Origin of the sequence: Streptomyces sp. NBC_00341 (assembly GCF_041435055.1) — a bacterium.
In the GTDB taxonomy this organism is placed as follows: Bacteria; Actinomycetota; Actinomycetes; order Streptomycetales; family Streptomycetaceae; genus Streptomyces.
The window spans coordinates 6,150,947-6,174,827 of sequence record NZ_CP108002.1 but is presented as its reverse complement, the minus strand read 5'-3'; the positions used below and the strand labels follow the sequence as shown (position 1 = coordinate 6,174,827).

Sequence of the window (23,881 nt, the reverse complement as noted above, 5' to 3'; positions counted from 1 at the left end):
ATCGTCTCTCGTGCGAGGCCGAGCCTGGCGACACACCCGTGCAGGGCCCACCGGTCGGTTGATCGGAAATTGGGTCGCAGGGTGCCGAGGGCGTCTGGATACTGCCTCGGTGACCACTACTACGCAGTCCCAACCGCTTCTGCCTCGCGCCCTGAAGCCCGGAGACCTCGTCGTGATCGCGTCGCTCTCCGGGCCGCTGCACGCACAGTACGAACCCGACCTGGAGGAGGCGGTAGCCGTACTCGATCGGATGGGGTTCCGCGTGCGGCGGGCACCCCTGCTCGAAGCGGGGAGGCGCCATTGGTGGAGTGCGGCGACACCGGCGGAGATCGTCGGGGAGTTCAACGCTCTCCTGCGTGATCCCGAGGTACGCGCGATCATCGCGCACGACGGCGGCCAGACGGCTTTCGGCTACCTCGACCTGATCGACGTCGAGGCGATCAGCTCCGACCCCAAGCCGATCCTCGGCTACAGCGACATCTCGCTGCTGCATCTGGTGCTCTACGCACAAACGGGGCTGGTGGGGTTCCACGCCGACCTGGCCACACCCGGACTCGGCGGACACTGGCAGACCGCGCCCGCCGCACGCAGGGCGGAACTCGAAAAGCTCTACGCGACGCTGCTGACCAGCACGGTCCCGATCGGCCCACTGCCACCCGGCCCGTCCTGGGAGTGCTGGCGCACCGGTCGCACCGAAGGCCACCTGATCGGCGGGGTCCTCAACCGCATCGCTCTGAACCAGGCGACGCGGTACGCGCTGCCGCTCGAACGGTTCGACGGAGCGGTGCTGTTCTGGGAGGAGTTGGGCGGCCTCGCCTCACACGTGTGGAGCTACCTCCAGGTCCTGCGGCACGCCGGCATCCTCGACCGCATCTCCGGCATGGTCGTGGGCATCCCGACCGCGATCGAAGGACTCGGCTCACCCGAGGAATCCCCCACACTGCAAGAGCTGGTCCTCGACGCCCTCGGCGACCGCGACATCCCGGTCCTGGGCAACGTCGAGTTCGGCCACGCCGGCCCGAACCTCCCGATGCCCGTCGGCACCCGCGCCGCCCTCGACGCACGGCAGCGGACCTTGTCACTGCTCGAACCGGCGGTACGTTGACGGGATCGGGTGGCTGGGCCACGCGGATCGGCGTCCAATGCGGGCCGGCCTCTCGACCAGGCTTCCCTCCCAGCGGGTCTGCCCTGTACGGATTGAGCAACCCGGGACCTGTGTTCAAGAACTTCTCGTACGCTTCCCGGCGCATCTCCCGATGCTCGATCGCTCGTCGCTCGGCCCGCTCCACGCGGGCCAGGACACACTCGTGACGCAACTACAGACCGGCCACCCAAGCCGAAGCGGCACCTGCGAGCCCTGCCACCCTCAGCGTGGACAGGGACGTGATCAGGGCAACCGCGAGTGTCATTCACGGGCCTCATCCTTCAGTCTGAGGCCGGAGAAAGCTCATGGCATCGCCGCGCCAAAATCCTGCACGGCCGAAATGTAGTCCCTTCTCACGGAGTCCCTCAACGGAAGATCCGACAGTCGCCCATCTGCGAGCTCTAGAGCCGGACGAAGAACTGCATGCGCGAGATCATCTAGGCTCGACTTACCTAGCAATTCACCTTTGGTCGACACCGAAACGACCCCCTTTCCATCCCGCCTGAAATCGAGTTGAAACGACGTGTCGGCACCCGTGAATGAGACCGCGCTTTCTTTGCCAGAAAAAAATATTCTCAACGAGTCGAGCAGGAGGGTCACAGAAATATAGATCATCATCCCCTGGTCGGGGGTATGACCGAAGGACCCCGCTACCCCATTTTCCCCCTTGCAAGTAATGTCACCGAGATCAAACCCACTCGATTCTCCCTGACCTGGGCGCACCGAGAACATCATCTCAATCACGGAACGTAACTCTTTCCTACCGGAAACAAGGTGATAATGCGATTCCCATCCGAAGAATCAACAATCAGGCGATAGACAGCTCGCATGCCATTGACCTTCATTCGCTTCTCTAGCGTCTGTATGTCGCGTTCCGGTTCTGACACTCGCTTTCCCTTTTTAACAATCTGATCCGCCGCCTCTTGCACTTGCGCTCGGGTCGTAGAAGGCGGCATTAGGTCGCCGTGCCCACGGGGGGACGTGCCACCGATGTGACGCTCATAGATATGCTTCCACCCCTCCTTTCCGTTTCCGTCTTCCAATCTCGGCTTTGTCCGGCACAAAGCCAGCCCGAGTGGGTCCACCCAAGTGTATGGATTCGGCCCGTACCAGCGGGGGTTCGGACCACCCTCCAAACCGATCGGATCCGAGCTGATGTAACGAGACACATCGGGGTCGTAGTAGCGAAGATAGTTATAATGGAGCAAGCTTTCTCGGTCAAAGTATTGCCCCGGAAAGCGCAGCGGAGTATAGGCCGTGCTGTCCTTGGCCCACGCCGTGCACCCCCATACCGTACGTCGAGTTCGCCACGACAGGTCTCCTGACTCCTCGACAAGTTCGTCGGGGCTGCCCAACAGATCGGTGACGATGGCCAAGAATCGCTCATCCACGACCTCCTGCGGATCATTTGTAGTAGCGACGCGTTCTAGTTGAGCAAGGGGGCGAAGTTCGTCATAATCCCAGGTTAGAGTCACCACATTGAGCATCTCAACCCCTTGATTCACCTCCTCACACAACGTAGTACCGTCCCAGACGAAGGTTACCTGCTCCAACACAGTTTGCCCATCACCGGAAAGCCGCTTCTTAGCGATACGACGACCCAGGGCATCGTATTCATATCTCCACAGAGTGCCGTCTGGTGTTTTTAGCGCAACCAGTCGGTCTTCCGCATTCCATTCGTAGTGCCAGATGTCGGCCTTGCGTGAAATCCTCGTCTTGTGACGCACAATAATCCGCCCTTGCCCGTCGTGCTCGTAGCGGACGTTGCCGGCTTGGCGAATGAGGGTACCGGAGTAGCTGCGAGAGCCAGTGGCTTCGTGGGCAGGGTGCGAATTCGGCCAGGAAGCCGAAATCTGATTCCCGGCAGTGTCGTAGGTATAGCGTTCGTCCCAGTGGGCTGATTGAACCGCAGTCACCCGACCGATCGGATCGAGGTCCAACCGGCGGATGCCGGAGAATCGGTCATCAATGGCGAGGAGACCGCCATCCTGTCGATATTCATATGCGCGCCGCTGAAGGGTCCGACCACGGCCAATAACATGTTGGTCCGCGAGACGGCCCATGGTGTCGAAGGAATGCCTGAGCGTGATGTTCTCACCAATGTGACGGACCACCTCCTGCCCTGCGGAGTCATAATCGAAGGAGAGCCTGCGCCCTGAGGTCGTGAGCGAGGTCCGGCGCCCTGCTGGGTCGTACGCCCACGCGCTAACTGCACCGGCGGGTGTCGTCCTTCCAGTTCGCCGGCCCAGCTCATCGTGTTCGAATCTGGTCGTACGCCCGTTCACGGTTTCAGACTTGAGTCGTCCGTAGCGATCCCGTGTGCGTATAAGCACGGAACTATTATTGGTCGCCAGGCTCAGCTCGTCGAAAGCGTCGTACTCGAACACGGTGATGTCGCCCTCAACGTCCTTGAGTACCAGTTGGCCCAGTTCGTTGTGTTCGAACCGGATGGCCTGCCCAAGGCCGTTCGTCCGGGACGCCAGTCGGCCAGCCCGGTCGTAGGCCTGAAAGAGGGTCCGACCGTCGAAGTCGGTCTCTCGGAAGGGGCGGCCGACTGGGTCGTATGTGTACCTCCAGGTCAGTCCCTGCGGATTGGTGACCTCGGTCAACCGGAGGTTCGAGTCGTATCTGAACGCAAAACACGCTCCCTCCGGGTCGGTTCGACGCTCCAGCAGATCGAATCCCGTGTACTCGAACACGGTGACTCCGCCTATGGCATCAGTGTGGCTGACACAGTTACCCTCACCGTCGTAGCTCCAGTGCTGATCGCTTCCGTCGGCGTCCAGACGGCGAGCGATTCTTCCTTCCACGGTCCACTCGAAACAGGTGACCGCACCGAGCTCGTCCACCACTGACACCGGACGGCCAAACGCCTCGCGGATGTAGCGAGTGCTCGCACCGAGTGGGTCGGTGATCGAGACCGGCAGCCCCGCCTTGTCGCACCGAACGGCTGAACTGCTACCCAGAGTGTTGGTGACCTGGCGCAGGTGACCTGCCTCGTCGTACGCGTAGTGCGTCGTCGCTCCGCTCGAATCGATGACTGCCGTGCAGTTGCCGCGGTCGTCAAAGTCTTGTTGGGTTGCGTTGCCGTCGGCACCGACAACGCGTATCAAGCATCCGAGTTCGTTGTAGTCGGCTCGTGTCTGTCGTCCGTCTGGGCGCTCCACCACAGTCAGACGACCATGCTCGTCGTAGGTAGAGCGGCTGATGTGTCCCAGTGGGTCGGTGATCGACAGCATCCGGTGGAACCGGTCGTCCTCGAAGCGGGTCACCGCGCCCAGGGCGTCGATCTCGGCTATGACCTGGGAGCGGTTGTTGATCACGTATCGCGTGGTGTGACCGAGGCCGTTCGTCATGGAGGTCATGCGCAGGCCGGTGGCGGGGTCGGTGTCGTCCCAGGTGAAGTGGGCTTCGAGGTATCCGTTGGTGCCGGCCTGGTACACGCAGCGGTCGTGCTCGTCGTAGACGTACTCGTAACGGCTGCCGTTGGTGTCGGTCCACGCGGTGATGCGGCCCAGCTCGTCGCAGTCGAACCGTAGCGGGCGGCCGCAGGAGTTGGTGGTCTCGGTGAGGTGGCCGTTGGTGTAGCCGTAGCGGAGGATCTCCTGGTCGGTGCCGTCCGGGGCGGCGCCCGCCAAGTGCAGGGCGGTGACTCTGCCTTCGTCCGTGGTGAGTTTCAGGTGGTAGCCGCCGTGGTGCACGATCGACGTCGGAGCGCCGCCTTCGTCGTACTCGAAGGCGATCCATCGGCCGTTGCGGTCGTCGATCTGAGCCAGAAGCGCGAGCTCGCCGTTGGAGTGGTCTGCGAAGTAACGCACCTGGCCGGTTTCCGGGTCAGTGACGGTGTAGCCGTCGTCGACCCGGTCCAGGGGCCAGCGCCGGCCGTGCGTCGGCATGACGGGAACGCCGGGCGCGGGATGCGGGTAGGCCAGCAGGCTGCCGTCCTCGCCGCTGAAGACCACGCCTTCCGCGTCGATCTCCAGACGCTGGTCAACGGTGCTCGACCAGCCGGACCCGAACCAGTTACCGGCCCGGTAGGAGGAGTCGAAGACCCGCTCGAAGGCGAGGGGCAGCGAACCGGGCAGCACGATGTCCGTCTGCGGGAGCAGCATGCGGCCCGTCGCGACATCAATGGGGTCCCCGGCGCATTTGACTTTGCTGCACGGGTTGGCGTTGGAGTCGGGATTCCTCTCGTGGCCTTGTCGGCTCTTTCCCTTCCGGCGTTCGAGGAGGTCCTTCATACCGGCCCGCAGGCCGCCCTTGAGGAAGCCGCCGCCCTTGGTACCGAAGAGTTCGGGTACGAGTCGGCCGAGGAATTCGGAGGGGTCGCCCTTGGCCGCGGACCAGGCGTTCTGCAGCGCCCGGTCGGGGTTGGCGGCGGTGGATGCGAGACCGGCGAGCGTCATGTTGACGCCCTTGTAGTACTCGGCCGGGTGGGTCAGGTTGTACGGGTCCCGCGGATCGACCGACCGGACGAAGTTCACCAGGCCTGCGGTGCCCTTGATGACGCCGCCGCCGAAGTGGGCCAGCTCGACGCCCTGGCCCACCTCGTAGTCGATGAACTCCTGCTTGGCGCGGTCCAGGCCGGTGGGCTCCTTGGGAGCATGCGCCATCGCCGCGGTGATCGCTGCCTTGGCCGTTTCGGCAGCCTCGTTGCGGGCCCGCCGCGCGTCTTCCAGGATCTCCTGGGCATGACGGCGCTTTCCCACGCCCGGATCGGTGAACTTTCCCGGATGCGGGAGCGGATGGTCGGTGTTGCGGACCGCGTTGTACGCCTCCGCCTTCTCCTTGAACGCGGCAGCCGCGGTCTCGTAGTCCTGCTTGCTCTCCTTGTAGAGAGCAATCGCCTCGGTGGCCTTGGCCTGCGCACTTGTGACCGTCCCGGCGTACGTCTCCAGCGCCGCGGCCGCGTCCTCGCACGCGTCCGCCGCACGTATCCAGTCCGTGGGCAGCGTCTCGAACTTCGCCCGGAAGGCATCGGCCGCCGCACCCTTCCAGTGACCGGAGTCGAGCCGCTTCATCCCCCCGCCGACAAGCTCGAACGCCCGGGAGAAGTCGCGGAGGTTAGTCACCGCCGCACTGATCTTCTCCGGCCTGCCATGGACCAGCTCGTCCGCTTCCTCGCTCTGCCCGAGCTGCTGCTCCCCGATCTCCGCCCCGAGCGAGGACGCGGTTTCATCCCCCCAGTCCTCAACCGCGTCCGCCCACTCGTGCGCACCGACCTTCTCCAGTCCCGAGCCGACAATGTCGGTGCCCTCGTCGACGACCTCACCGACGACCTTCTTGCCCTTGTCGACCAGCTTGCCCGCACCGTCGTACAGGTCTCCGCCGAGCTTCCCCCAGTCCACCATCAGCGGTTCTCCCCCCACCGTGGCTTCTCGGCCTGATCGATCGTCTCCTGCGACGGATCAAGCCGCTCCCTCAGCTCCCCGTCCGCCGCCTCCCGCACATCCGGGTCCACCATCCCGGACCGCTCCATCGAGTCGAGCAGGGAATCCTGCACGTCGTAGGTCGTGTCCTTCCAGGTCTGCTTCACCTCTTCCTGTGCCTCCAGCATCGATTTCCCGCTCCAGTCCGGGTTGTCGTACGCGGTCTGGGTGCTGACCGTGTCCCAGCTCAGCTCCTTGACCTCGTCCTCTGACAGGTGCGGATTCCCGTTCACGGAGTTCACGCCGATCTTGACCGAGTCCTTGACGTACTGCTCCTGCTCAGCGAACGCCCCGGCCGACAGACCTACGCCGCGAGCGAAGCCGTTGCCCTTCTGCGTGAGAGCCCGTACACCCCACTCCCAGCGGTCGCAGAACGTCCCGAACTCGGTCGTGAGCCCGCCATGCCCCAACTCCAGTCCCGACAAAGCGAGATCGGAGAAACCCCGACCCATCGACGCCTGGCCGATCATGCCGAGATCCTTCAACTCCGCATGCGCCAGATCGATCCCCTTCGCGATCTCCGCCAACGCCTCCGGCGGCACCCGAAGCTCCGCACCGTCCCCGCTCATCACAGCCCCCCGAGATCCACAGCGACCGCATCCGGAACAATCCCCGCCACCGGCGGAAACAGCATCCCGCCGTCCTCACTTCCCGCATCCAGAGCCACCCCAGCAGGCCCCGGCAACAACGGCACCATCACGTCCAGCAACCGCGCACCCAGCACCGCCCGGTAGGCCCACTCCCGCCCGGCCTCCCCACGCACCCGCGCGAACCGGGCCAACGCCGCCTCGTCCGAGAACGCACAGATCCAGCGGACCCCGCCCTGCTCCGCCGACCACAGATCCCCGGCCTCATCCAGCGGCACCAGCACCGCCGTACGCCGGAACTCGCCCAGCAACACAGCAAACTCATGACGCGCCATCGCCAACGGATCATCGGCCGCCGTCACGGCACCGACCCTGTCCGGTGTCTCACCCGACGCGGGAACCCCTGCGCCAGCAGGCCGGTCGGTCCATCCCGCCGCACCGGCCTGCTTCGAACGCCAGGCAGAGGCATACGCCAGATCATCCCCGTTATCGAACATACATTGCAGACTGTCACGTCACGCTTCCCAAGAGCAACGACGAAAAATAGTCAGCCGTGTTCCGGCCCCGGTAGCTGAATCGGGAGCGCGCGATGAGCCATGGATCACGTGTGTGCGTGCGGGATATGGACAGGGGAGGTGTGGGCTCGGAGCCGTCGCACGGATGGGAACCCCCGTCGGCCAACACGACACCTCGGCCGCGTCTGCGGCTGAGGCCGCCTGTCGGACCGGATCGCTAGCATGCGGAACATGGCCATCAAACTTGAGAACGTCGGCATCGCCGTTCGCGATCTCGAAGCAACGATCTCCTTTTTCACGGACCTCGGGCTCACGGTCGTCGGCCGTGACACGGTCAGTGGTGAGTGGACCGACACCGCCGTCGGTCTTGATGGCAATCACGCCAGGATCGCGATGCTCCAGACTCCGGACGGTCAGGGTCGTCTTGAGCTCTTCGAGTACATCCACCCCGAGGCGATCGAGACGGAGCCGACGCTTCCCAATGAGATCGGCATGCATCGCGTCGCCTTCTCGGTCGACGACATCGACAAGGCCCTCGATGCAGCCGCAAAGCACGGATGCCATCCGCTTCGTGGTGTGGCGACCTATCAGGACGTCTACAAGCTCACGTACCTCCGCGGTCCCAGCGGCATCCTTGTCATGCTGGCCGAAGAGCTGAAGAAGGGCTGACGGGCCTGCTCAGGACCGGAACTGACGACTGATCGGTTCACACGGCTGCTGTGCGTACCGGCCGTCTACGCGGGCGAGGTGGGACGATCAGTAGGTTCGTGTCACCGAATGCTGGAGCGGAGGGGGTTGAATGCTCACCTTGTCGGCGGTTGCCGAGAACCCGCTGGTCCTGACGCGGTCCGTGAGGCTGCTTGACGGTTCGGAAGTCGTCTTCCGCCCGCTCACACACAGAGACGCGGACGCTCTGGCCGCCTTCCTCGATGGGTTGTCAGCCGCATCGAAGAGACTGGCCACGTTCGACGGGTACGACCTCAGGGCCGCCCGCGAGCTCTGTGACGCAATCGCCCGTTACGACAAGCTCAGGCTGGTGCTCTCCGAGGTGGTGTCCGGCAGGATCGTCGGCCTCCTGGAACTCAGCCTCGATCTGCACCCCTCGGACATCACCCGCTACCGCGAGGCCGGCGTATCCCTGACGGCGACGGACTGCCGCTTCGGCCCGACCCTGGCTGACGACTATCAGGGGAAGGGCGTGGGGACGCAGGTCTTCCCACTCATCGCTGACGTCGCACGGCGCTTCGGCAGGAAGCGGATCATCCTGTGGGGCGGCGTGCTTGCCAACAACCCGCGCGCCATTCGTTATTACGAGAAGCAGGGCTTCCGAACCGTCGGCTCGTTCACCGATGCCGACGGCGCGCGGGCACTCGACATGATCCTCGACCTGTGACCGCCACCCGCTGATCGCGGCGTGCGGCGTGCGGCGTGCAGCGTTCGGCGTTCACCGGCGGTCGTTCAGCCGATGGTGCGCAGTACTGCCGTCTTCGGCTGAACGCGCAGGACCTGGATGGCCTCGTTCATGCCGTTCTCCGAGGCGTCCTCCATGTGTGCGTGGAACGCCTCCATGTCTTCCCATACCTGGATGGCGTAGAAGGCGCCCGAGTCGTCGATGTCCTCGTACTCCGTGGAGCTGATGAGGCCAGGCTTCGCCGAGGTCTCGATCGCGTGCAGCAGGGCGTGCCGTGCGTCCTTCTCCTGTCCGTCCTTGGCGTGGATCTCGATGAGGACGGTCGCTGTGTCCTGGCTGCTCATGGTTGTCCCGCCCGTCGTTCGCTGGTTCCAGGACCGGAGGGGCTCCGGCGGTCAAATAAGAAGTACTGACGCTTCCTATTTCTCGACCGTACATCGCCGCCATAAGATGCACCAACACGTCTTGGAGGTTTCCGGATGCAGCGCAGACGGGGCAAAGCCCTTGAGGCGGCACTGCTCGATGCCGCGTGGGACGAACTGACAGCGCGCGGATACGCGGCGTTCACGCTGGAGGCGGTGGCGAAGCGGGCCGGTACGAGCACGCCGGTGATCTACCGCCGCTGGGCCAACAGGGCCGTCATGGTGGAGGCCGCCATTGCGCACGCCAGCTCGTTGCGTGCCATCGAGGTCCCCGACACCGGAACACTCCGTGGTGATCTGATCGCGATCATGCGGACGGCCAACGAGTCGCGCGTCGGTCTTCTCGTCGCGACCGCGGTACTCCTCGACGGTTACTTCACCGAGAGGGGATCGAGCCCGGAGCAACTGCGTGAGCACATACTCGGCAGCCGCCGCTCGGCAGCCGAGTCCATCGTGCGGCGGGCCGTGGAACGGGGTGAGGTCGATCCCTCGGTCCTGGAGCCACGCCTCGTCTCGCTTCCGTTCGACCTCTTTCGCCATGAGGTCCTGATGACGCTGAAGCCCGTGCCGGAAGAAGTGATCGTCCGGATCGTCGACGGCATCGCCCTGCCCCTTCTGACCAGGCACTCTCCTCGGACGCGTGGGAGCGAGTAGGAGGTCCGGCACCGGGCAGGACAGGACGAGGCCGGGCATTTTGCCCGCGCATGGTTCCGACACCCCTCTTGACATATATATAATTGCCATATGCATCAATCGTCATCCGCCTCAGGGCTCACCGACGAGCAGCGCATCGAGAGCGCTGCCCGGGGCCTCCTCAGAGGCATCGGACGACTGGCGCAGACACTCTTCCGCGCGGGCGAATTCGAACTCACCCGCAGCCAGGCGGCCGTACTGGACGCACTGGAAAACCGCCCCCTCCGGGTGACCGCCCTCGCCGCGTACACGGGCATGGCCCAGCCGCGCGTGACCGTGGTCCTGCAGAGCCTCGAAGAACGCGGCCTGGCCTCGCGCGAACGCTGCGCACCCGACCGGCGTGTCGTCGAAGCGGCTCTGACACCGGCCGGCCGGGCCCTGCTCGAAGAAGGGCGCCGACGGATGGCCGCGGCGCTCCTGAGGGGACTCGACGCCGGTGTCGAGGACTCCGAACGCGCTGTGGCCGCCGCCCGCGAAGCCCTCACCACCTTGCTGAACGCGATGGAATCGGAGACCAGTTGATCAGCCCAGGCACCGCGCCGTCGGACACGGCATCGGCCCCAGCAGCGCCCGCACCACCCACCGGCACACCCACTCCCATCGCAACCCCCACCTCCACCCCGGGGACGGCTGTGCCGCGCACCCCCGCATCCGGGGCCGGCGTTCCGCGCGCCGTCGCGCCGCGTCGGGTGGGCGGACCCCGGCGGCGCTGGGACTGGGTGCTGGCGGCAGATCCCGGTCTGGGTCAACTGCAGTCGGGTTGGCGCACGTTGGTCGCCATGGTGACCTCCCTCGCGGTCGGTTACGCGATGGCGGGCGCCCTCGACATCCCGGCCATGATCGGCATGATGATCGGCGGGATGATGGGCCTGATGAGCGCCTTCGCCGTGGCTGAGAACACCTGGCAGCGGCTCACCCGGGCCATCCTGTGGATGCCGTTCCCCTACGCCGCGGTCCTGTGGCTGGCCGCCGAACTGCACGATGACCGCCGTCTGGAGATCGGGCTGATGGTCGGTGCGCTGGCGCTGACGTTCTTCCTCGCCAGATTCGGTCAGATGTACCTGCTCACGGGCATGATGCTCTTCAACGGCCTGATGGTCGGCATGATGGCGAACATCCCCGCGGGGATGTCGGGCAAGGCGTTGCTCGTCGCCCTGGTGTCCGCCGCAGCGGTCCTCGGGACCCGGCTGCTGCTGTGCTACCCGATGCCGCGCGAGGACCTGCTGCGCACCCAGCGCGCCTTCGTCGTGGAAGCCCGCCGGGTCGCGGACGCTGCCGTCGAGGCGCTGGACCCCGACGCCGACCAGGAACGTGCCGTACGCCGCATGACGCGCGCACTGCGCCGTCTCAACGTCACCACCGTCACCATCGACGGACGGCTCGCCCAGCCGGAGGTCGCGGCCGACCCCGACATGGCCGAGCTTCTCCATCGCCACCTCTTCGACGCGGAACTCGCCCTGCGGGGGATAGGCCGGGCCGTCCAGGACCTGACCGGGCTCGCGGTGGATCCGCACCTGCGCGAGGCATTGGTGGTCGGACTCGTCGTCGCGCGGGACACTCCCCTCGGCAGTGCCCAGGGTTTGCGCCCCGCCGCCGAGATCATCCGCCGGCAGGCCGATGCCACGCTGAACGGCTCCGATGCCGGAAGCCGGCGGGCGGAGGCCGTGGAACCCGCCTACCGCGTGGCCCAGCTGCTCGACTCCCTGGCCGGTTCGCTCTCCCACTGGCTCGCGCTGGGCTGGAGCTCCCCGCAGTCACCGGCGAAGGTCCCCTTCCAGCCGACCGTCGCGCTGGAGCGTGACCGTCCCGCCGGATCCGCCGCGGCGACGCGGCGCGTGCTCGCGGCAGGGACGGAGACGAGCTGGCGACGGGCCGTCCCCTTCGTCCGTGCACCGCTGCACGCGGGGGTCGCCGCCGCCATCGTCTGCCCGATCACCGACGCCATAGACCCGCAGCGTTTCTACTGGGGTCTGGTCGGCGTGATGATCACCCTCTTCGGTACGAACACGACCCACGAGCGGCTGCGCAAATTCGGCCACCGCATGACGGGCACCGTGATCGGCGCGGTGATCGGCATCGCTCTGCTCCACCTGGTGGGCCACGGTCACGTCTACGTGATGCTCACGATCATCGTCGCGGGAATCACGCTCGGCGCCTGGGGAATGCAGCGTGCCTACGCGCTCTGGGTCGTGGGCCTGGTCGTCGCACTCGTGCAGCTGTACGGGATGACGACACCCGACGCCGGCATGGACCACCTGCTCGGCGAACGGCTGCTGGACAACGGTCTCGGCATACTGATCGCGACCCTGTGCGCGGCACTGATCTTCCCGCTGTCCGGCCGCAGGATCACGCGGGAGGCGGAGCGCGGCTACGTGTCCGCCGTGGACGACCTCGTCTCGCAGCTGGCCCTGCGCTGGGAGGACCCCGACGCCCCCGTCCGGCTGCGGGGAGCGGCTCGCGCGCTCGACTCCGCGCTGTTCCAGGTCGTGAGCCTGGTCCGGCCGCTGGTCAGGATGCCGCTCGGGGTGCGCGGGCGGGACGCGGACAATCGGACCGCCCTGCTCACCACGGCGACCGGTCACGCCCGCGCCCTCGCGGCTGCGGCCGACATCGACATCGACCTGGCGCCCCGGCAGGCCGAACGGTTCACCCGCATCACCACGGTCCTGACCGGCTCGCTTCGGGCCCTGGACCACGCGCTGGCCACCGGCGAGCCCGAGGAATCCTGGCAGCGGGTCGGCCCGCTGGTACGGGAACTGAAGGCGGAGCTGGACACGGCACCGTCCGGACCCCGCGCCGAGCGCATCCGAACGGCCCTGCGGGAGCTGGCCGCGCTCGACGACTCGCTCGCCGGGTACGCGGAACGGTGCGGGCTCACCGTGCGCAGCGCTTCGCCGCAGGGCATCGTGAGTTCGCCGATGGAACGGCGCACGCAGGCACTCGTGGCGGAGTGGGGCACCCGGCGGGCGCCCCGGAGCGCTGCCGCCTCCGAGCGCTCCGCCACCGTCACGGCAACCGCCGGTCCGGGAACGGGGACGGCCTCGCCGGAACGCGTCCTGCCGGTTCCTCCGGCTTCCTCGGCCACACCGTCCGGCGGAGCCACCCTCACCGTCACCGTCGCCGGAAGCATCCGGTGCGACCGGCACCCGGCGGGCTGCGCGGGATGGATCACGGTGATCAACGGGCGCGGGAAACGGGTCGCGGCGGGGTCCGTGCAGTCGGGCCGCTACCGCGTCGACGGACTGCGGCCGGGCCCGCACACACTCATCGTGTCGGCGTCCGCCCACGCCCCGCACGCGGAGCTCCTGACTGTGCCGAGTGCGGGCGGGACCGGCCGGATCGACCACGACATGCGGCTGTAGCCGGGCAACGTAACGGACGGAACGGACGGTTGGAGCGCCTGCGGGTCATCGTTCTGGCTCAGGGACCGCAGGGCTCCGGACCGGCAGCGTCGCTCCTTCGGGAGGACTGGTCAGTCGGCCTCCCCCAGACAGCTCAGGGCTTGACGGAAGTCATCGAGGGCGGACCCGAACTCGCCGGCGGCGGTGTGGAAGGTCGATCGGTCGATCAGGTTCCTGGCCAGTGCCCGCTTTCCCTCCCCCGGGTCGTGCCGGGCCAGTCGGCGGGCCAGGCTCACTCCGTCGTCGAACAGGGAGTGCGCTTCCTCCGCGAACCGATGGTCGCGGCTCTGCCAGTAGACGGCGGAGCGAATGGTGAGGACGCGGTTGAGCCGGACCAACTCGGCCAGATGCCGGTCCGGGTCCTCGGCGGCTCGCAGAGCAAGGGTGTCCACCTCTTCGCGGAGGGCATGGCGGCTGTCGAAGTAGCGCTGCTTGGCTCTGGGCGACCAGTGCATGGGATCGGCACCCGAAGACGGATGCGGGCCGTCGGACGCGGGACGACCGCTTTCCGCGCCGGACATGGACAGCAACACCGCCCAGAACGAGGTCCGATAGCCACTCCAGGATTTCCGCTCACTGGTATCGGCCAGCCGCTCCAGCAGGACGAGTGCCTCTTGCCGCGCGAGAGCCGCCTGCTCGGCCCGGCCGTAGGCGTCGAGCATCTGTGCGTACCCAATGAGCGAGTAGAGATGGCCGGCCATCGACCTGCGGTCGTCCGCGGCTTCGGCCGCTTCCGTGCCGACGAGTGTCTCGAATGCGGCGAGTGCCTCGCCGGACCGGCCGGCGTCATGGAGAGCGGCGATCCACTCAAGGAGTGACCAGACGAGAGTCCCGCTGCGGGGCTCGTAGGACAGCATCGCCGTGACCAGCTCGGTCATGGCATCGGCAGCCTCGGCATACCGGCCTTCCTCGGAGAGTCCGGCGGCCCATTCATGCAGCCCTTTGACCACGGGGTCTCCGGACAGTTCGGCCTGTGCACGGCCCATGGCGAGCATCTCGGCGCGCAGGGCGAGCCCTTCGCTGTGCCGGCCCACCCTGTACAGCTCTCCCTGGAACGTATCGAGGGCCCGGTACAGAACGTCCGCACGGCCGGGTTCGGCCGGGTCGATGGACCGCGCCACGGCCACCGCCTCCTCGCACAGCGCCAGACAGGACGCATGCCTCTTGCCGGAGCCACCGTCGTAGCTCAGACGTTGCAGCGCGGAGGCCAGGAGTGGCAGGTACGAGACGGGGCTGACGTGAGCGAGCACCCGGTAGGCGTCGACCTCCTCGCTCGGCGTGCGGCGTCCCGACGCGAGGAGCACATTGCGGGCTCGCACGATGTCGTCCTGATCGACTTTCCGCAGCTGATTCATGGTGGAGATTCTGGGCGCGCGGCGAGGGCCCAACAAGGCTGTTCACCTGTGCCGTTGCTCCTACGAGATCGCTCACTGACCTGTCATGATGGGTGTGACACCACTTATGTGTGCACCTTCGGCCCGCGCACCGGTCAGACCGGCATGACCTGTACGTCGTACTGCGGAATCCACGGGCTCCGGGTGACCAGCGCCAGCCCTTCGGCCTGCGCCTGGGCGATCAGCATCCGGTCGAAGGGATCGGTGTGCACCATCGGCAGCCGGCCTGCCCGTACGCCGTGCGCGGCTGTGATCGGCAGGTCCCTGAACCGGAGATCCCGCACCTGCTCTGCCAGGTCTCCGGGGCCCTCGAAGCCGCCGAGGAACTGTTTGACGGTGATCTCCCAGGCGGACACCGCGCTGACGTACACGGCGGGCTCGGTCTCCAGGAGTTCCTTGTACGACGCGGACAGCTGGGGCGCGTCGGCGATCCACCACATGGCCACGCGCGTATCGAGAAGTAGTCGCATCAGCGCATCCCCAGGGCTTCCGTCACCGATGCGCGGGCATCGTCGAAGTCCGCCGGGATACGGAGGCGGCCCCGGAGCGAGCCCCGGCCCGGCCGTCGCACCTGTGGCGGCACCTGCGGGTGAGGCTGTGGCGGCGAGGGAAGCGGCCTCGCAGCGGGCCGTCCCGCCCTGCTGATCACGATCACTCGGCCGTCGACCACCTGCGTCAGCGTGCCGGTGAAGCGCGGCGCCCGGTCACGTACAGGGCCTCGGCCTCGGCCTTGGCCTCGGAGCCACCTCTTCCAGAGCGTCCTCACGACGGGACCACCGGGGCCGCCTCGGCTGCCGGTGTCGTTCGCACGGTCAGCGGCTCCGCGGCGTGCAGGCGTAGCACCGGGCCCCCGTCGTCGAGGACGATGACGACCGTCGGCCCTCCCGACGCGAACCGCTCGCTCCGGACCGAGCGGACCGGGTGCCAGGCGCCCCACGCGCGTACGCATTGTCCGGGCCGGACGGACACCGCCGCGATCCGGCTCTCTGCGGGGGTGAAGTCGGCTCCCGGTGCCAGCAGTTCTGCCCACACCGTCTTACCGATCCCGGCCCGTCGCTCCTCCACGCCCCAGCGGTGGGCCAGCGCTTCGACGAGCAGGAGCCCGCGCCCGCCCTTGTCCAGCTCGCCGGGCTGCCGCACCTCCGGCCTTCCCTCCCCCGCGTCGCTCACCTCCAGCCGCAGGAACTCGCCCCTCCCCCGGCACTCGATGCGTACGCCCACCAGGCGGTCACCGGGGACGGGCACGCGCACCGCGTTGGTCACCAGCTCGGAGAGCACCAACTCACCGTCCTCCGCCGACGCCCGGCCCGCCCGCCACTCCCCGAGCTTGGCCCGTAGCTCCGCCCGCGCCCGGGGAACGCTGTCGTGGCAACGAGGCAGCCTGAACTTCACTTCGTTCGGTTCGCTCATCTCCGTACCCGCCGTCCGTCACTCGTCGCGCGCATCCCGCGCAGCCCACCGGAAGTGACCACTCTCGGCATTCTCCTGAATGCGGAACGTCACGGAAGCTAAACTGGCCGCTCTGCCACACATCGTCAAGTCGCCTGCCTGGCAATTGACAACGCAGATAGAAATTGATCGATCCCACCCCGATCACGTTCGCGCATTGCCGCCAACTGACCGGCCTCTACGGCCTCTACGCCCTCTGAGCTCCAGGGAGAAGACATGTCCGACAGCAGCAGCACCTTGCTCATGTCCCGAGTCACATTCGGGCGCGCTCTGCGGCGCCTCCGTAAGGAGGCCGACCAACTGACCCTCGCGGAGGTCGCCACGGCTCTCGCCTGCGATCTCTCCTTGGTCAGCCGGATCGAGACCGGCAAACGCGTGTGCTCCAAGGCCCACTTCGCCCAGCTCATGGATATCTACGAAGTGCCCGCCGCCCAGCGCGACGAGCTTGCCGAACTGCACGCGGCCACGCGCGAGCGGCGCCCACCGTGGTGGTCCACGTACAGCGACGTGATCAGCGCGCAGTACGAACGGTTCCTCGGATTCGAGGCGGCGGCGTCGACCGTTCATGAGTTTCAAGTCGGCATTCTGCCGGGCCTGTTGCAGACGGAGGCGTACGCACAGGCGGTGACCGGTGTGGGGTTCACCTCGCTCGGACCGGATCAGATCGAAGCGCTCGTCGAGGTACGTGGCCTGCGACAGCGGCACTGCCTGCTTGAGGCGGCCACGCCTCTGGAGTGCCGCTATGTCATCACGCAGGCCGCCTTGGACTTCCAGGTGGGCGGCGAGCGCACGCACAGGGAGCAGTTGGACCACCTGCTGGAGATCTCAGCCCATGCGAGCGTCGAACTCCGCGTCGTTCCCTACGCCAAGGGCGAAGAAGCAGCTCAGATCGGCGCTTTCATGATCCTGCAGTTCGCGGACGAGGACGTGCCCGACGTGGCCTTCGGCGAGTCGGTCGCTGGTAGTTTGACGATGGACGATCCCCGAGACCTGCGGCGCCTGCACCGCCTCTTCCGCAGTCTCACGGACGCGGCGCTCTCCCCGGACGAGAGCCGCGACATCATCGCATTCACCAGACACAAGGATGACTGAACTCATGGAGAAGGCAGACCTCTACTCGATCGATGCCTCCGCGCTGTCCTGGCAAAAAAGCAGCTTCACGGCCAACAACGGCCAGTGCTTCGAGCTGGCCCCCCTGCCCGGCGGTGGCGTGGCCGTCCGCGACTCGAAGAACCCGTCCGGCCCGCACCTCTGCTTCACCCCCGGCGAGTGGCGCGCCTTCAAGTCGGGGATGACAGCAGGGGACTTCGACAACCTGTAGGCGAGGAACACTCACCTGAGGGGCGATATGAACGGCGCACGCCGCAGCACTCCAGACCTCTCGGGCGCGAGGTGGCGTACCAGCACGTACAGCGGGGGCCAAGGCGAGTGCGTCGAGGTCGGGCGCGGCACCCCCCACCTCGTCTCCGTCCGCGACAGCAAGCGCCCCACCGGCCCCGTGATCGCCTTCGGCGCCGCTGCCTGGCGCACGTTCATCGGGGTGCTGGGCTGAGCCTGCCCGCACCCGAGGCACGGGCAGGCTCGCACCGCCGACTCAGGACACCGGCAGCCCCGGCGCCGGATAGCCGTCCATCAGCGCCTTCACCTCGGAGCGGACCTCCGACACCGTGGACTCGTCGCCCGTGCGGGCGGCCTGCACCACGCGGGTGATCCACTCCGCGACCGTGGCCATCTCCGAGGCGGGGATGCCCCGGGACGTCAGGGCCGGGGTGCCGATGCGGATGCCCGAGGGGTCGAAGGGCTTGCGGGTGTCGTAGGGGACGCTGTTGTGGTTGACGACGATGCCCGCGCGGTCCAGGGCCTTGGCCGCCACCTTGCCGGGGACGTCCTTCGCCGTGAGGTCGATCAGCAGCAGGTGGTTGTCCGTGCCGCCGGAGACGAGGTCGAAACCTCGGGCCGCCAGTTCCTCGCCGAGGGTGCGGGCGTTGGTCACCACGTCGCGGGCGTAGCTGCGGAAGTCGGGCGTGGCGGCTTCGCGGAGGGCCACGCCGATCGCCGCTGTGGTCTGGTTGTGCGGGCCGCCCTGGAGGCCCGGGAAGACGGCGCGGTCGATGGCGCGGGCGTGTTCGGCCCGGCTCAGCAGCATCGCGCCGCGCGGGCCGCGCAGGGTCTTGTGGGTGGTGGTGGAGACGACGTCCACGTGCGGGGCGGGCGAGGGGTGGGCGCCACCCGCGATCAGGCCCGCGATGTGGGCGATGTCCGCCACCAGGACCGCGCCCACCTCCCGGGCGATGGAGGCGAAGCCGGCGAAGTCGATCTCGCGGGGCACCGCCGTGCCGCCGCAGAAGATCAGCTTGGGGCGCTCCGCGAGGGCCAGGTCACGGACCTCGTCCAGGTCGACCCGGCCTGTGTCGCGCCGCACCCCGTACTGGACACCGTTGAACCAGGTGCCGGTGGCGGAGACGCCCCAGCCGTGGGTGAGGTGGCCGCCCATGGGGAGCGACATGCCGAGCACGGTGTCGCCGGGCTTGAGGAAGGCCAGGTAGACGGCGAGGTTGGCCGGGGAGCCCGAGTAGGGCTGGACGTTGGCGTGGTCCATGCCGAAGAGCGCCCTGGCCCGTTCGGCGGTGAGCGTCTCGACCTGGTCGATGATCTGCTGGCCCTCGTAGTACCGCTTGCCGGGGTATCCCTCCGAGTACTTGTTCTGGAGCACGGTGCCGGATGCTTCGAGCACGGCCGCTGATACGTAGTTCTCACTGGGGATCAGCCGGAGGGTGTCGGCCTGGAGCCGTTCCTCGGCGGCGACCAGTGCGGCGAGTTCCGGATCGGCTGCCGCGAGGGCGGGGTGGCGGAGGTCTGCGGGTACGGATGGTGCGGTCACGGGATCCTCCCGGGTCGGCCGCGTGCTGCGGCGTGGACCCGGATGCCCAGGCGGACGGCTCTCCGGCGATGACACCCGGGCGGGCCCGGGGGTGCCGCTCCCCTGTGGTCGATTCCACTGAGCACCCCGGCAGGGGCACGCGCCAGTCGCGGCGTCTCGTACCTTACTGGGCGCCGACGCCTTTCGTCCGGATCAGGCTGAGCTCACGTGCCCCGGAGGCATCCGGCGACACCGGGCGGGATCCGTTGATCTCCGGCGTTTCGGTGCGAACCACCCCCGCCGGAAAGGCCCTTGGCCGATTCTTGGTCATTACATGCCCCGTACATGAAGCGTTCCTCGCCAGAGTGGCGCATTACATGTGCACATCATTCGGCACATGCTCCGCACGCGAGACCCACATCGCAGGGGGTTACTTTGAGAATCAGCCGCGCCGGACGACGCGCCGGGCTGAGCATGGCGGCGACACTGCCACTGCTCGCCGGTGCGCTCGCCCTCGGGATACCCAACGCAGCCGCGGACTCCGCGCCGAGCGGCCGGGATGCGCTCCAGGGCACCAAGCCGGCCTGGGCCACCGCCACGGCCGACCGGGGCGCCACGGCCGACAGCGGGAAGGTCGCCGTCCGGGTCCACCTCGCCGGGCGGGACGCGAAGGGGCTGGCCGCCTACGCGGCCGCCGTCTCCGACCCGCAGTCGCCGTCGTACGGGAAGTACCTGAGCGCCGCGCAGGCGCAGGCACGGTTCGGGGCGACCCAGGGCCAGATCGACCGGGTCAGCCAGTGGCTGAAGTCGAGCGGGCTGACCGTCACCGGCGCCAACCAGCACTACGTCTCCGCCGCCGGTGAAGTGGCCCGGACCGAGAAGGCGTTCAGCACCCAGCTGCGCGACTACCGCAAGGGTGCCCACACCTACCGTGCCCCGGCCTCCACCGCCTCGGTGCCGGCCGCGCTGAGCGATGACGTGCTCGCCGTATCGGGCCTGGACAACGCGCCGCGCAAGTCCAGCCACGACGAGGTGCTCCCGCCGCCGGACGCGGTGTTCCGCAACTCCGGCCCGGCGTCCTCGTACTACGGGTCCAAGACCGCCTCCAGCCTGCCGAGCGCCTACGGGTCCAAGGTGCCGTACGCGGTCAAGGGGTACACCGGCAAGCAGCTGCGCGCCGCGTACGGGGCCGGGAGCTACACCGGCAAGGGCGTGACCGTCGCCATCACCGACGCGTACGCCTCCCCCACCATCGCGAAGGACGCCGCCGAGTACGCCAAGCGCAACGGCGACGCACGGTACAAGCACGGGCAGTTCAGCCAGGTGCTGCCGGACGACTACACGAAGACCGAGGAGTGCGGGGCCTCCGGCTGGTACGGCGAGGAGACCCTCGACGTCGAGGCCGTGCACGCCGTCGCACCCGCCGCGAACATCGTGTACGTGGGCGGCGCGTCCTGCTACGACGACGATCTGCTGGACTCGCTCACCAAGGTCGTCGACCACCGGCTCGCGGACATCGTCTCCAACTCGTGGGGCGACGTCGAGGCCAACCAGACCCCCGACCTGGCGCTCGCGTACGACCAGGTGTTCCAGATGGGCGCGATCGAGGGCATCGGCTTCTACTTCTCCTCCGGCGACAACGGCGACAACGTCGCCTCCACCGGCACGAAGCAGATCGACGTCCCCTCGAACTCCGCCTGGGTGACCTCGGTCGGCGGTACGTCGCTGGCCGTCGGCAAGCACGACACGTACAAGTGGGAGACCGGCTGGGGAACCACCAACGCTCCCCTGGCGGCCGACGGCAAGAGCTGGACCGGATTCCCCGGCGCCTACACCTCGGGCGCGGGCGGCGGCACCAGCTCGACCGTGAAGCAGCCGTTCTACCAGCGCGGCATCGTGCCGGACTCGCTGGCGAAGGCCAACGGCAAGACCCGGATGCGGACCGCCCCGGACGTCGCGGCCGTGGCCGACCCGAACACCGGCTTCCTGGTCGGCCAGACCCAGACGATGCCCGACGGATCGCTGGGCTACGACGAGTACCGCATCGGCGGAACGTCGCTGGCGGCACCGGTCATCGCCGGTGTCCAGGCCCTCGCGCAGCAGGCACAGCACGGCCTGCCCCTCGGCTTCGCCAACCCGGCGATCTACGGCCGTTACGGCTCGAAGGCGTACCACGACGTGACGGACCACCCGCTGGGCAAGGGCCACGGCCTGGCCGTCGCCCGGGTGGACTTCGCCAACGGGTACGACGCGGCCGACGGCCTGCTGACCTCGGTGCGGAGCCTCGGCAAGGACGCCTCGCTGTCGGCGGTGCGCGGCTACGACGACGTGACGGGTGTCGGCACTCCCGCCCCCGGATACGTGAGCTCCTACCGCAGGCACTGAGCCCGGAATCCCCTGACGCGGGACCGGACGGCCGTCCCGGGGCATGAGCCCCGTGGCGGCCGTCCGGCCGTTCGGCCGTTCCAAGGGGTGGTGGCCCCCGGGCGGACAGAGGTGCCGGTCAGGCCGAGGTGCGTTTGCGCGGGGTGCTCTTCGTACTGCTCCGCTTCTTCGCCGTGCTCTTCGTTGCGGTGCTCTTCTTTGCCGTGCTCTTCTTTGCCGTGGTTTTCTTCGCTGCCGTCCTGCTCGCGGCCGTCTTCTTCGCTGCGGGCTTCTTCTCTGCTGTCTTGCTCGCCGTGGTCTTCTTCGCCGCCGTCCGTTTGCCGCCCTTGTGGTCGGCCATCGAGGTGACCTTCGCGACCGGCGCGTCCTCGCCGCCCGCGCGGGCCTCCTTCGCCGCCTTGACGCTGCTCTCCAGGGCCGCGACCAGGTCGATGACCTTGCCGCCGGTGTCCTCGGGCTCCGCCCGCTGCGGCAGCTCGCCGGCGGCCTTGGCCGCGACGAGCTCCTCGACCGCCTCCCGGTAGTCGTCGTGCAGCGAGTCCATGTCGACCTCGCCGAGCGTGGCCATCAGGGCGTCGGCCAGGTCGAGTTCGGCGTCGCGCACCTTCACACCGGCCTCCGGCGCGACGTCCTCCGCAGTCCGGATCTCGTCCGGCCAGAGCAGGCCGTGCATCGCGATCACGTCGTCGACGACCCGCAGCATCCCGAGGCGCTCGCGCCCGCGCAGCGCGTACTTGGCGACCGCGACCTTCCGGCTCCGCTTCAGCGCCTCACGCAGCAGGGTGTACGGCTTTGCGGCCGGGACCCCGTTGGCGGAGAGGTAGTAGGCCGCGTCCATCTGGAGCGGGTCGATCGCACCGGCGGGCACGAAGGCGACGATCTCGATCGTCTTGGCCGTCGGCAGCGGCAGCGAACCGAGGTCCTCGTCGGTGATCGGGATCACCGAGCCGTCGGCGTCCTCGTAGCCCTTGCCGATCTCGGCGGAGGTCACCTCTTCCCCGTCCAGCTCGCACACCTTGCGGTAGCGGACCCGGCCGCCGTCGGTGAGGTGGATCTGGCGGAAGGAGACCGAGTGGTTCTCGGTGGCGTTGATCAGCTTGACCGGGATGCTGACCAGCCCGAAGGAGATGGCGCCGTTCCATATGGACCTCACCGGTCACCCCTTAGAACCCGTATACGTCTATAGATACGTTTTACGTGTGATCCTTATCTTATGTCGCCAATCACAGAGGTGGAGGGGCGGCGCCTGACGCTCAGCAATCTGGACAAGGTGCTGTATCCGGCCACCGGCACCACCAAGGGCGAGGTGCTGCACTACTACGCGGCCACCGTCGCCGAGGCGCTGCTGGCGCATCTGCGGGAGCGGCCCGTGTCCTTCCTGCGCTATCCGGACGGGCCGGACGGGCAGCGGTTCTTCACCAAGAACCCGCCCCCCGGTACGCCGTCCTGGGTACGCACCGCGCCGGTGCCGCACCACGACAACGAAGGGGCCAGGCAGATCGTGGTGGCGGATCTGGCCTCGCTGATGTGGGCGGCCAACCTGGTGGTGGAGTTCCACACCCCGCAGTGGCGGGCCGGTACGCCGGGCGTGGCCGACCGGCTGGTGTTCGACCTGGATCCCGGGTCGCCCGCGAGCGTCGTGGAGTGCTGCGAGGTCGCCCTGTGGCTGCGGGAGCGGCTGGCCGAGGACGGTCTGGAGGCGTACGGGAAGACCTCGGGCTCCAAGGGGCTGCATCTGCTCGTACCGCTGGAGCCCACGGCGTCGTGGCAGGTGTCGGCGTACGCGAAGGGACTGGCCGTCCGGGCGGAGCTGGAGCTTCCCGATCTGGTCGTGCACCGGATGAAGCGGGCGCTGCGGCCGGGGAAGGTGTTCGTCGATTTCAGCCAGAACGCCGCGGCGAAGACGACCGCGACCCCGTACACCCTGCGCGCGAGGGCAGAGCCCACCGTCTCCGCGCCGGTCACCTGGGCGGAGATCGAGGCGTGCCGCAGCCCCGGCGAGCTGGTCTTCCTGGCCGGTGACATGGCGGAACGGCTGGCCCGGCACGGGGATCTGCTCGGTCCGCTCAACGAACCGGGCCGGGGGCGTCCGGTTCCGGACACCGCGTAGGGCGTGTCCGGGACCGGGCATACCGCACCACTGCCGTTGTTGTCATGTCCAAAGGTAAAAGGCCGCATGTGGCGGGTGGAT

At 67.8% G+C, this 23,881-nt stretch carries 21 protein-coding genes and 1 riboswitch; of the genes, 11 read left to right on the top strand and 10 right to left on the bottom strand.

All coding sequences use genetic code 11. The features are described from left to right. The first annotated feature begins 109 nt into the window (after positions 1-109). Positions 110-1,105, top strand: coding sequence for an LD-carboxypeptidase (locus OG892_RS27975; protein ID WP_371630589.1), 996 nt, complete (start codon positions 110-112; stop codon positions 1,103-1,105). Between the two features lie 342 nt (positions 1,106-1,447). Here OG892_RS27975 and OG892_RS27970 read toward each other — a convergent pair whose 3' ends face one another. The 4 genes from OG892_RS27970 to OG892_RS27955 are packed head-to-tail and all read right to left on the bottom strand — an operon-like array spanning position 1,448 to position 7,657. Further along, positions 1,448-1,888, bottom strand: coding sequence for a hypothetical protein (locus OG892_RS27970; protein ID WP_371630588.1), 441 nt, complete (start codon positions 1,886-1,888; stop codon positions 1,448-1,450). Beyond that, positions 1,885-6,495 (bottom strand): putative T7SS-secreted protein, encoded by a 4,611-nt coding sequence (locus OG892_RS27965; protein WP_371630587.1) that lies wholly within the window; start codon positions 6,493-6,495, stop codon positions 1,885-1,887. The genes OG892_RS27970 and OG892_RS27965 overlap by 4 nt, the downstream gene beginning before the upstream one ends. Next, complete coding sequence (locus OG892_RS27960; RefSeq protein WP_371630586.1) at positions 6,495-7,142, bottom strand: hypothetical protein; 648 nt, start codon at positions 7,140-7,142, stop codon at positions 6,495-6,497. Before OG892_RS27960 ends, OG892_RS27965 begins: the two co-directional genes overlap by 1 nt. Beyond that, positions 7,142-7,657, bottom strand: coding sequence for an SseB family protein (locus OG892_RS27955; protein ID WP_371630585.1), 516 nt, complete (start codon positions 7,655-7,657; stop codon positions 7,142-7,144). Before OG892_RS27955 ends, OG892_RS27960 begins: the two co-directional genes overlap by 1 nt. 249 nt (positions 7,658-7,906) lie before the next feature. Here OG892_RS27955 and OG892_RS27950 point away from each other — a divergent pair, with 249 nt between their 5' ends. Further along, on the top strand, positions 7,907-8,344 hold the full coding sequence (locus OG892_RS27950) for a VOC family protein (RefSeq protein ID WP_371630584.1): 438 nt from the start codon (positions 7,907-7,909) through the stop codon (positions 8,342-8,344). Positions 8,345-8,474: 130 nt separating this feature from the next. After that, entirely contained in the window at positions 8,475-9,068 is a 594-nt protein-coding gene (locus OG892_RS27945; protein WP_371630583.1) for a GNAT family N-acetyltransferase, read from the top strand. Positions 9,069-9,133: 65 nt separating this feature from the next. On the opposite strand, the gene OG892_RS27940 is transcribed toward OG892_RS27945, so the two are convergent. Further along, positions 9,134-9,430, bottom strand: coding sequence for a putative quinol monooxygenase (locus OG892_RS27940; protein WP_371630582.1), 297 nt, complete (start codon positions 9,428-9,430; stop codon positions 9,134-9,136). A gap of 135 nt (positions 9,431-9,565) precedes the next feature. On the opposite strand from OG892_RS27940, the gene OG892_RS27935 reads away from it, so the two are divergent. The 3 genes from OG892_RS27935 to OG892_RS27925 all read left to right on the top strand — a co-directional run bounded on the left by OG892_RS27935 (position 9,566) and on the right by OG892_RS27925 (position 13,563). Further along, positions 9,566-10,162 carry a TetR/AcrR family transcriptional regulator gene (locus tag OG892_RS27935; RefSeq protein WP_371630581.1) on the top strand — a complete coding sequence of 199 codons (597 nt, stop codon included), beginning with the start codon at positions 9,566-9,568 and terminating at the stop codon, positions 10,160-10,162. A gap of 90 nt (positions 10,163-10,252) precedes the next feature. Further along, entirely contained in the window at positions 10,253-10,723 is a 471-nt protein-coding gene (locus OG892_RS27930) for a MarR family winged helix-turn-helix transcriptional regulator (protein ID WP_371630580.1), read from the top strand. A 257-nt stretch (positions 10,724-10,980) separates the two neighbouring features. Beyond that, positions 10,981-13,563 carry an FUSC family protein gene (locus OG892_RS27925; RefSeq protein WP_371630579.1) on the top strand — a complete coding sequence of 861 codons (2,583 nt, stop codon included), beginning with the start codon at positions 10,981-10,983 and terminating at the stop codon, positions 13,561-13,563. Between the two features lie 110 nt (positions 13,564-13,673). On the opposite strand, the gene OG892_RS27920 is transcribed toward OG892_RS27925, so the two are convergent. The 3 genes from OG892_RS27920 to OG892_RS27910 all read right to left on the bottom strand — a co-directional run bounded on the left by OG892_RS27920 (position 13,674) and on the right by OG892_RS27910 (position 16,406). Continuing rightward, positions 13,674-14,957 (bottom strand): hypothetical protein, encoded by a 1,284-nt coding sequence (locus OG892_RS27920; protein WP_371630578.1) that lies wholly within the window; start codon positions 14,955-14,957, stop codon positions 13,674-13,676. A 134-nt stretch (positions 14,958-15,091) separates the two neighbouring features. Further along, a complete protein-coding gene (locus OG892_RS27915) occupies positions 15,092-15,466 on the bottom strand; it encodes a type II toxin-antitoxin system VapC family toxin (protein ID WP_371630577.1) in 375 nt (124 codons plus the stop codon). Positions 15,467-15,758: 292 nt separating this feature from the next. Further along, the gene (locus tag OG892_RS27910; RefSeq protein ID WP_371630576.1) at positions 15,759-16,406 is read right to left on the bottom strand and encodes an ATP-binding protein; all 648 of its coding nucleotides are present in this window, start codon (positions 16,404-16,406) and stop codon (positions 15,759-15,761) included. Between the two features lie 255 nt (positions 16,407-16,661). On the opposite strand from OG892_RS27910, the gene OG892_RS27905 reads away from it, so the two are divergent. Genes OG892_RS27905 through OG892_RS27895 form a run of 3 tightly spaced genes read left to right on the top strand, consistent with a single transcriptional unit; the run spans position 16,662 to position 17,997 of the window. Further along, positions 16,662-17,537: a helix-turn-helix transcriptional regulator gene (locus tag OG892_RS27905; RefSeq protein WP_363221593.1), complete on the top strand. Its 876-nt coding sequence runs from the start codon at positions 16,662-16,664 to the stop codon at positions 17,535-17,537. Between the two features lie 4 nt (positions 17,538-17,541). Beyond that, positions 17,542-17,766, top strand: coding sequence for a DUF397 domain-containing protein (locus OG892_RS27900; protein WP_327339025.1), 225 nt, complete (start codon positions 17,542-17,544; stop codon positions 17,764-17,766). A 27-nt stretch (positions 17,767-17,793) separates the two neighbouring features. Next, entirely contained in the window at positions 17,794-17,997 is a 204-nt protein-coding gene (locus tag OG892_RS27895) for a DUF397 domain-containing protein (RefSeq protein WP_371630575.1), read from the top strand. Between the two features lie 42 nt (positions 17,998-18,039). On the opposite strand, the gene glyA is transcribed toward OG892_RS27895, so the two are convergent. Continuing rightward, entirely contained in the window at positions 18,040-19,326 is a 1,287-nt protein-coding gene (gene glyA, locus OG892_RS27890; protein WP_328865403.1) for a serine hydroxymethyltransferase, read from the bottom strand. A gap of 37 nt (positions 19,327-19,363) precedes the next feature. Beyond that, positions 19,364-19,486: riboswitch (ZMP/ZTP riboswitch) on the bottom strand. 293 nt (positions 19,487-19,779) lie between these two features. Between glyA and OG892_RS27885 the strand changes: the two genes are divergently transcribed. Next, positions 19,780-21,690, top strand: coding sequence for a protease pro-enzyme activation domain-containing protein (locus tag OG892_RS27885; protein ID WP_371631703.1), 1,911 nt, complete (start codon positions 19,780-19,782; stop codon positions 21,688-21,690). 118 nt (positions 21,691-21,808) lie between these two features. Here the strand turns inward: OG892_RS27885 and OG892_RS27880 are convergent, their stop codons facing one another. Then, positions 21,809-22,843, bottom strand: coding sequence for a Ku protein (locus tag OG892_RS27880; RefSeq protein ID WP_371630574.1), 1,035 nt, complete (start codon positions 22,841-22,843; stop codon positions 21,809-21,811). A 60-nt stretch (positions 22,844-22,903) separates the two neighbouring features. On the opposite strand from OG892_RS27880, the gene ligD reads away from it, so the two are divergent. Then, positions 22,904-23,800: a non-homologous end-joining DNA ligase gene (gene ligD / locus OG892_RS27875; protein WP_328865405.1), complete on the top strand. Its 897-nt coding sequence runs from the start codon at positions 22,904-22,906 to the stop codon at positions 23,798-23,800. Positions 23,801-23,881 lie beyond the last annotated feature (81 nt).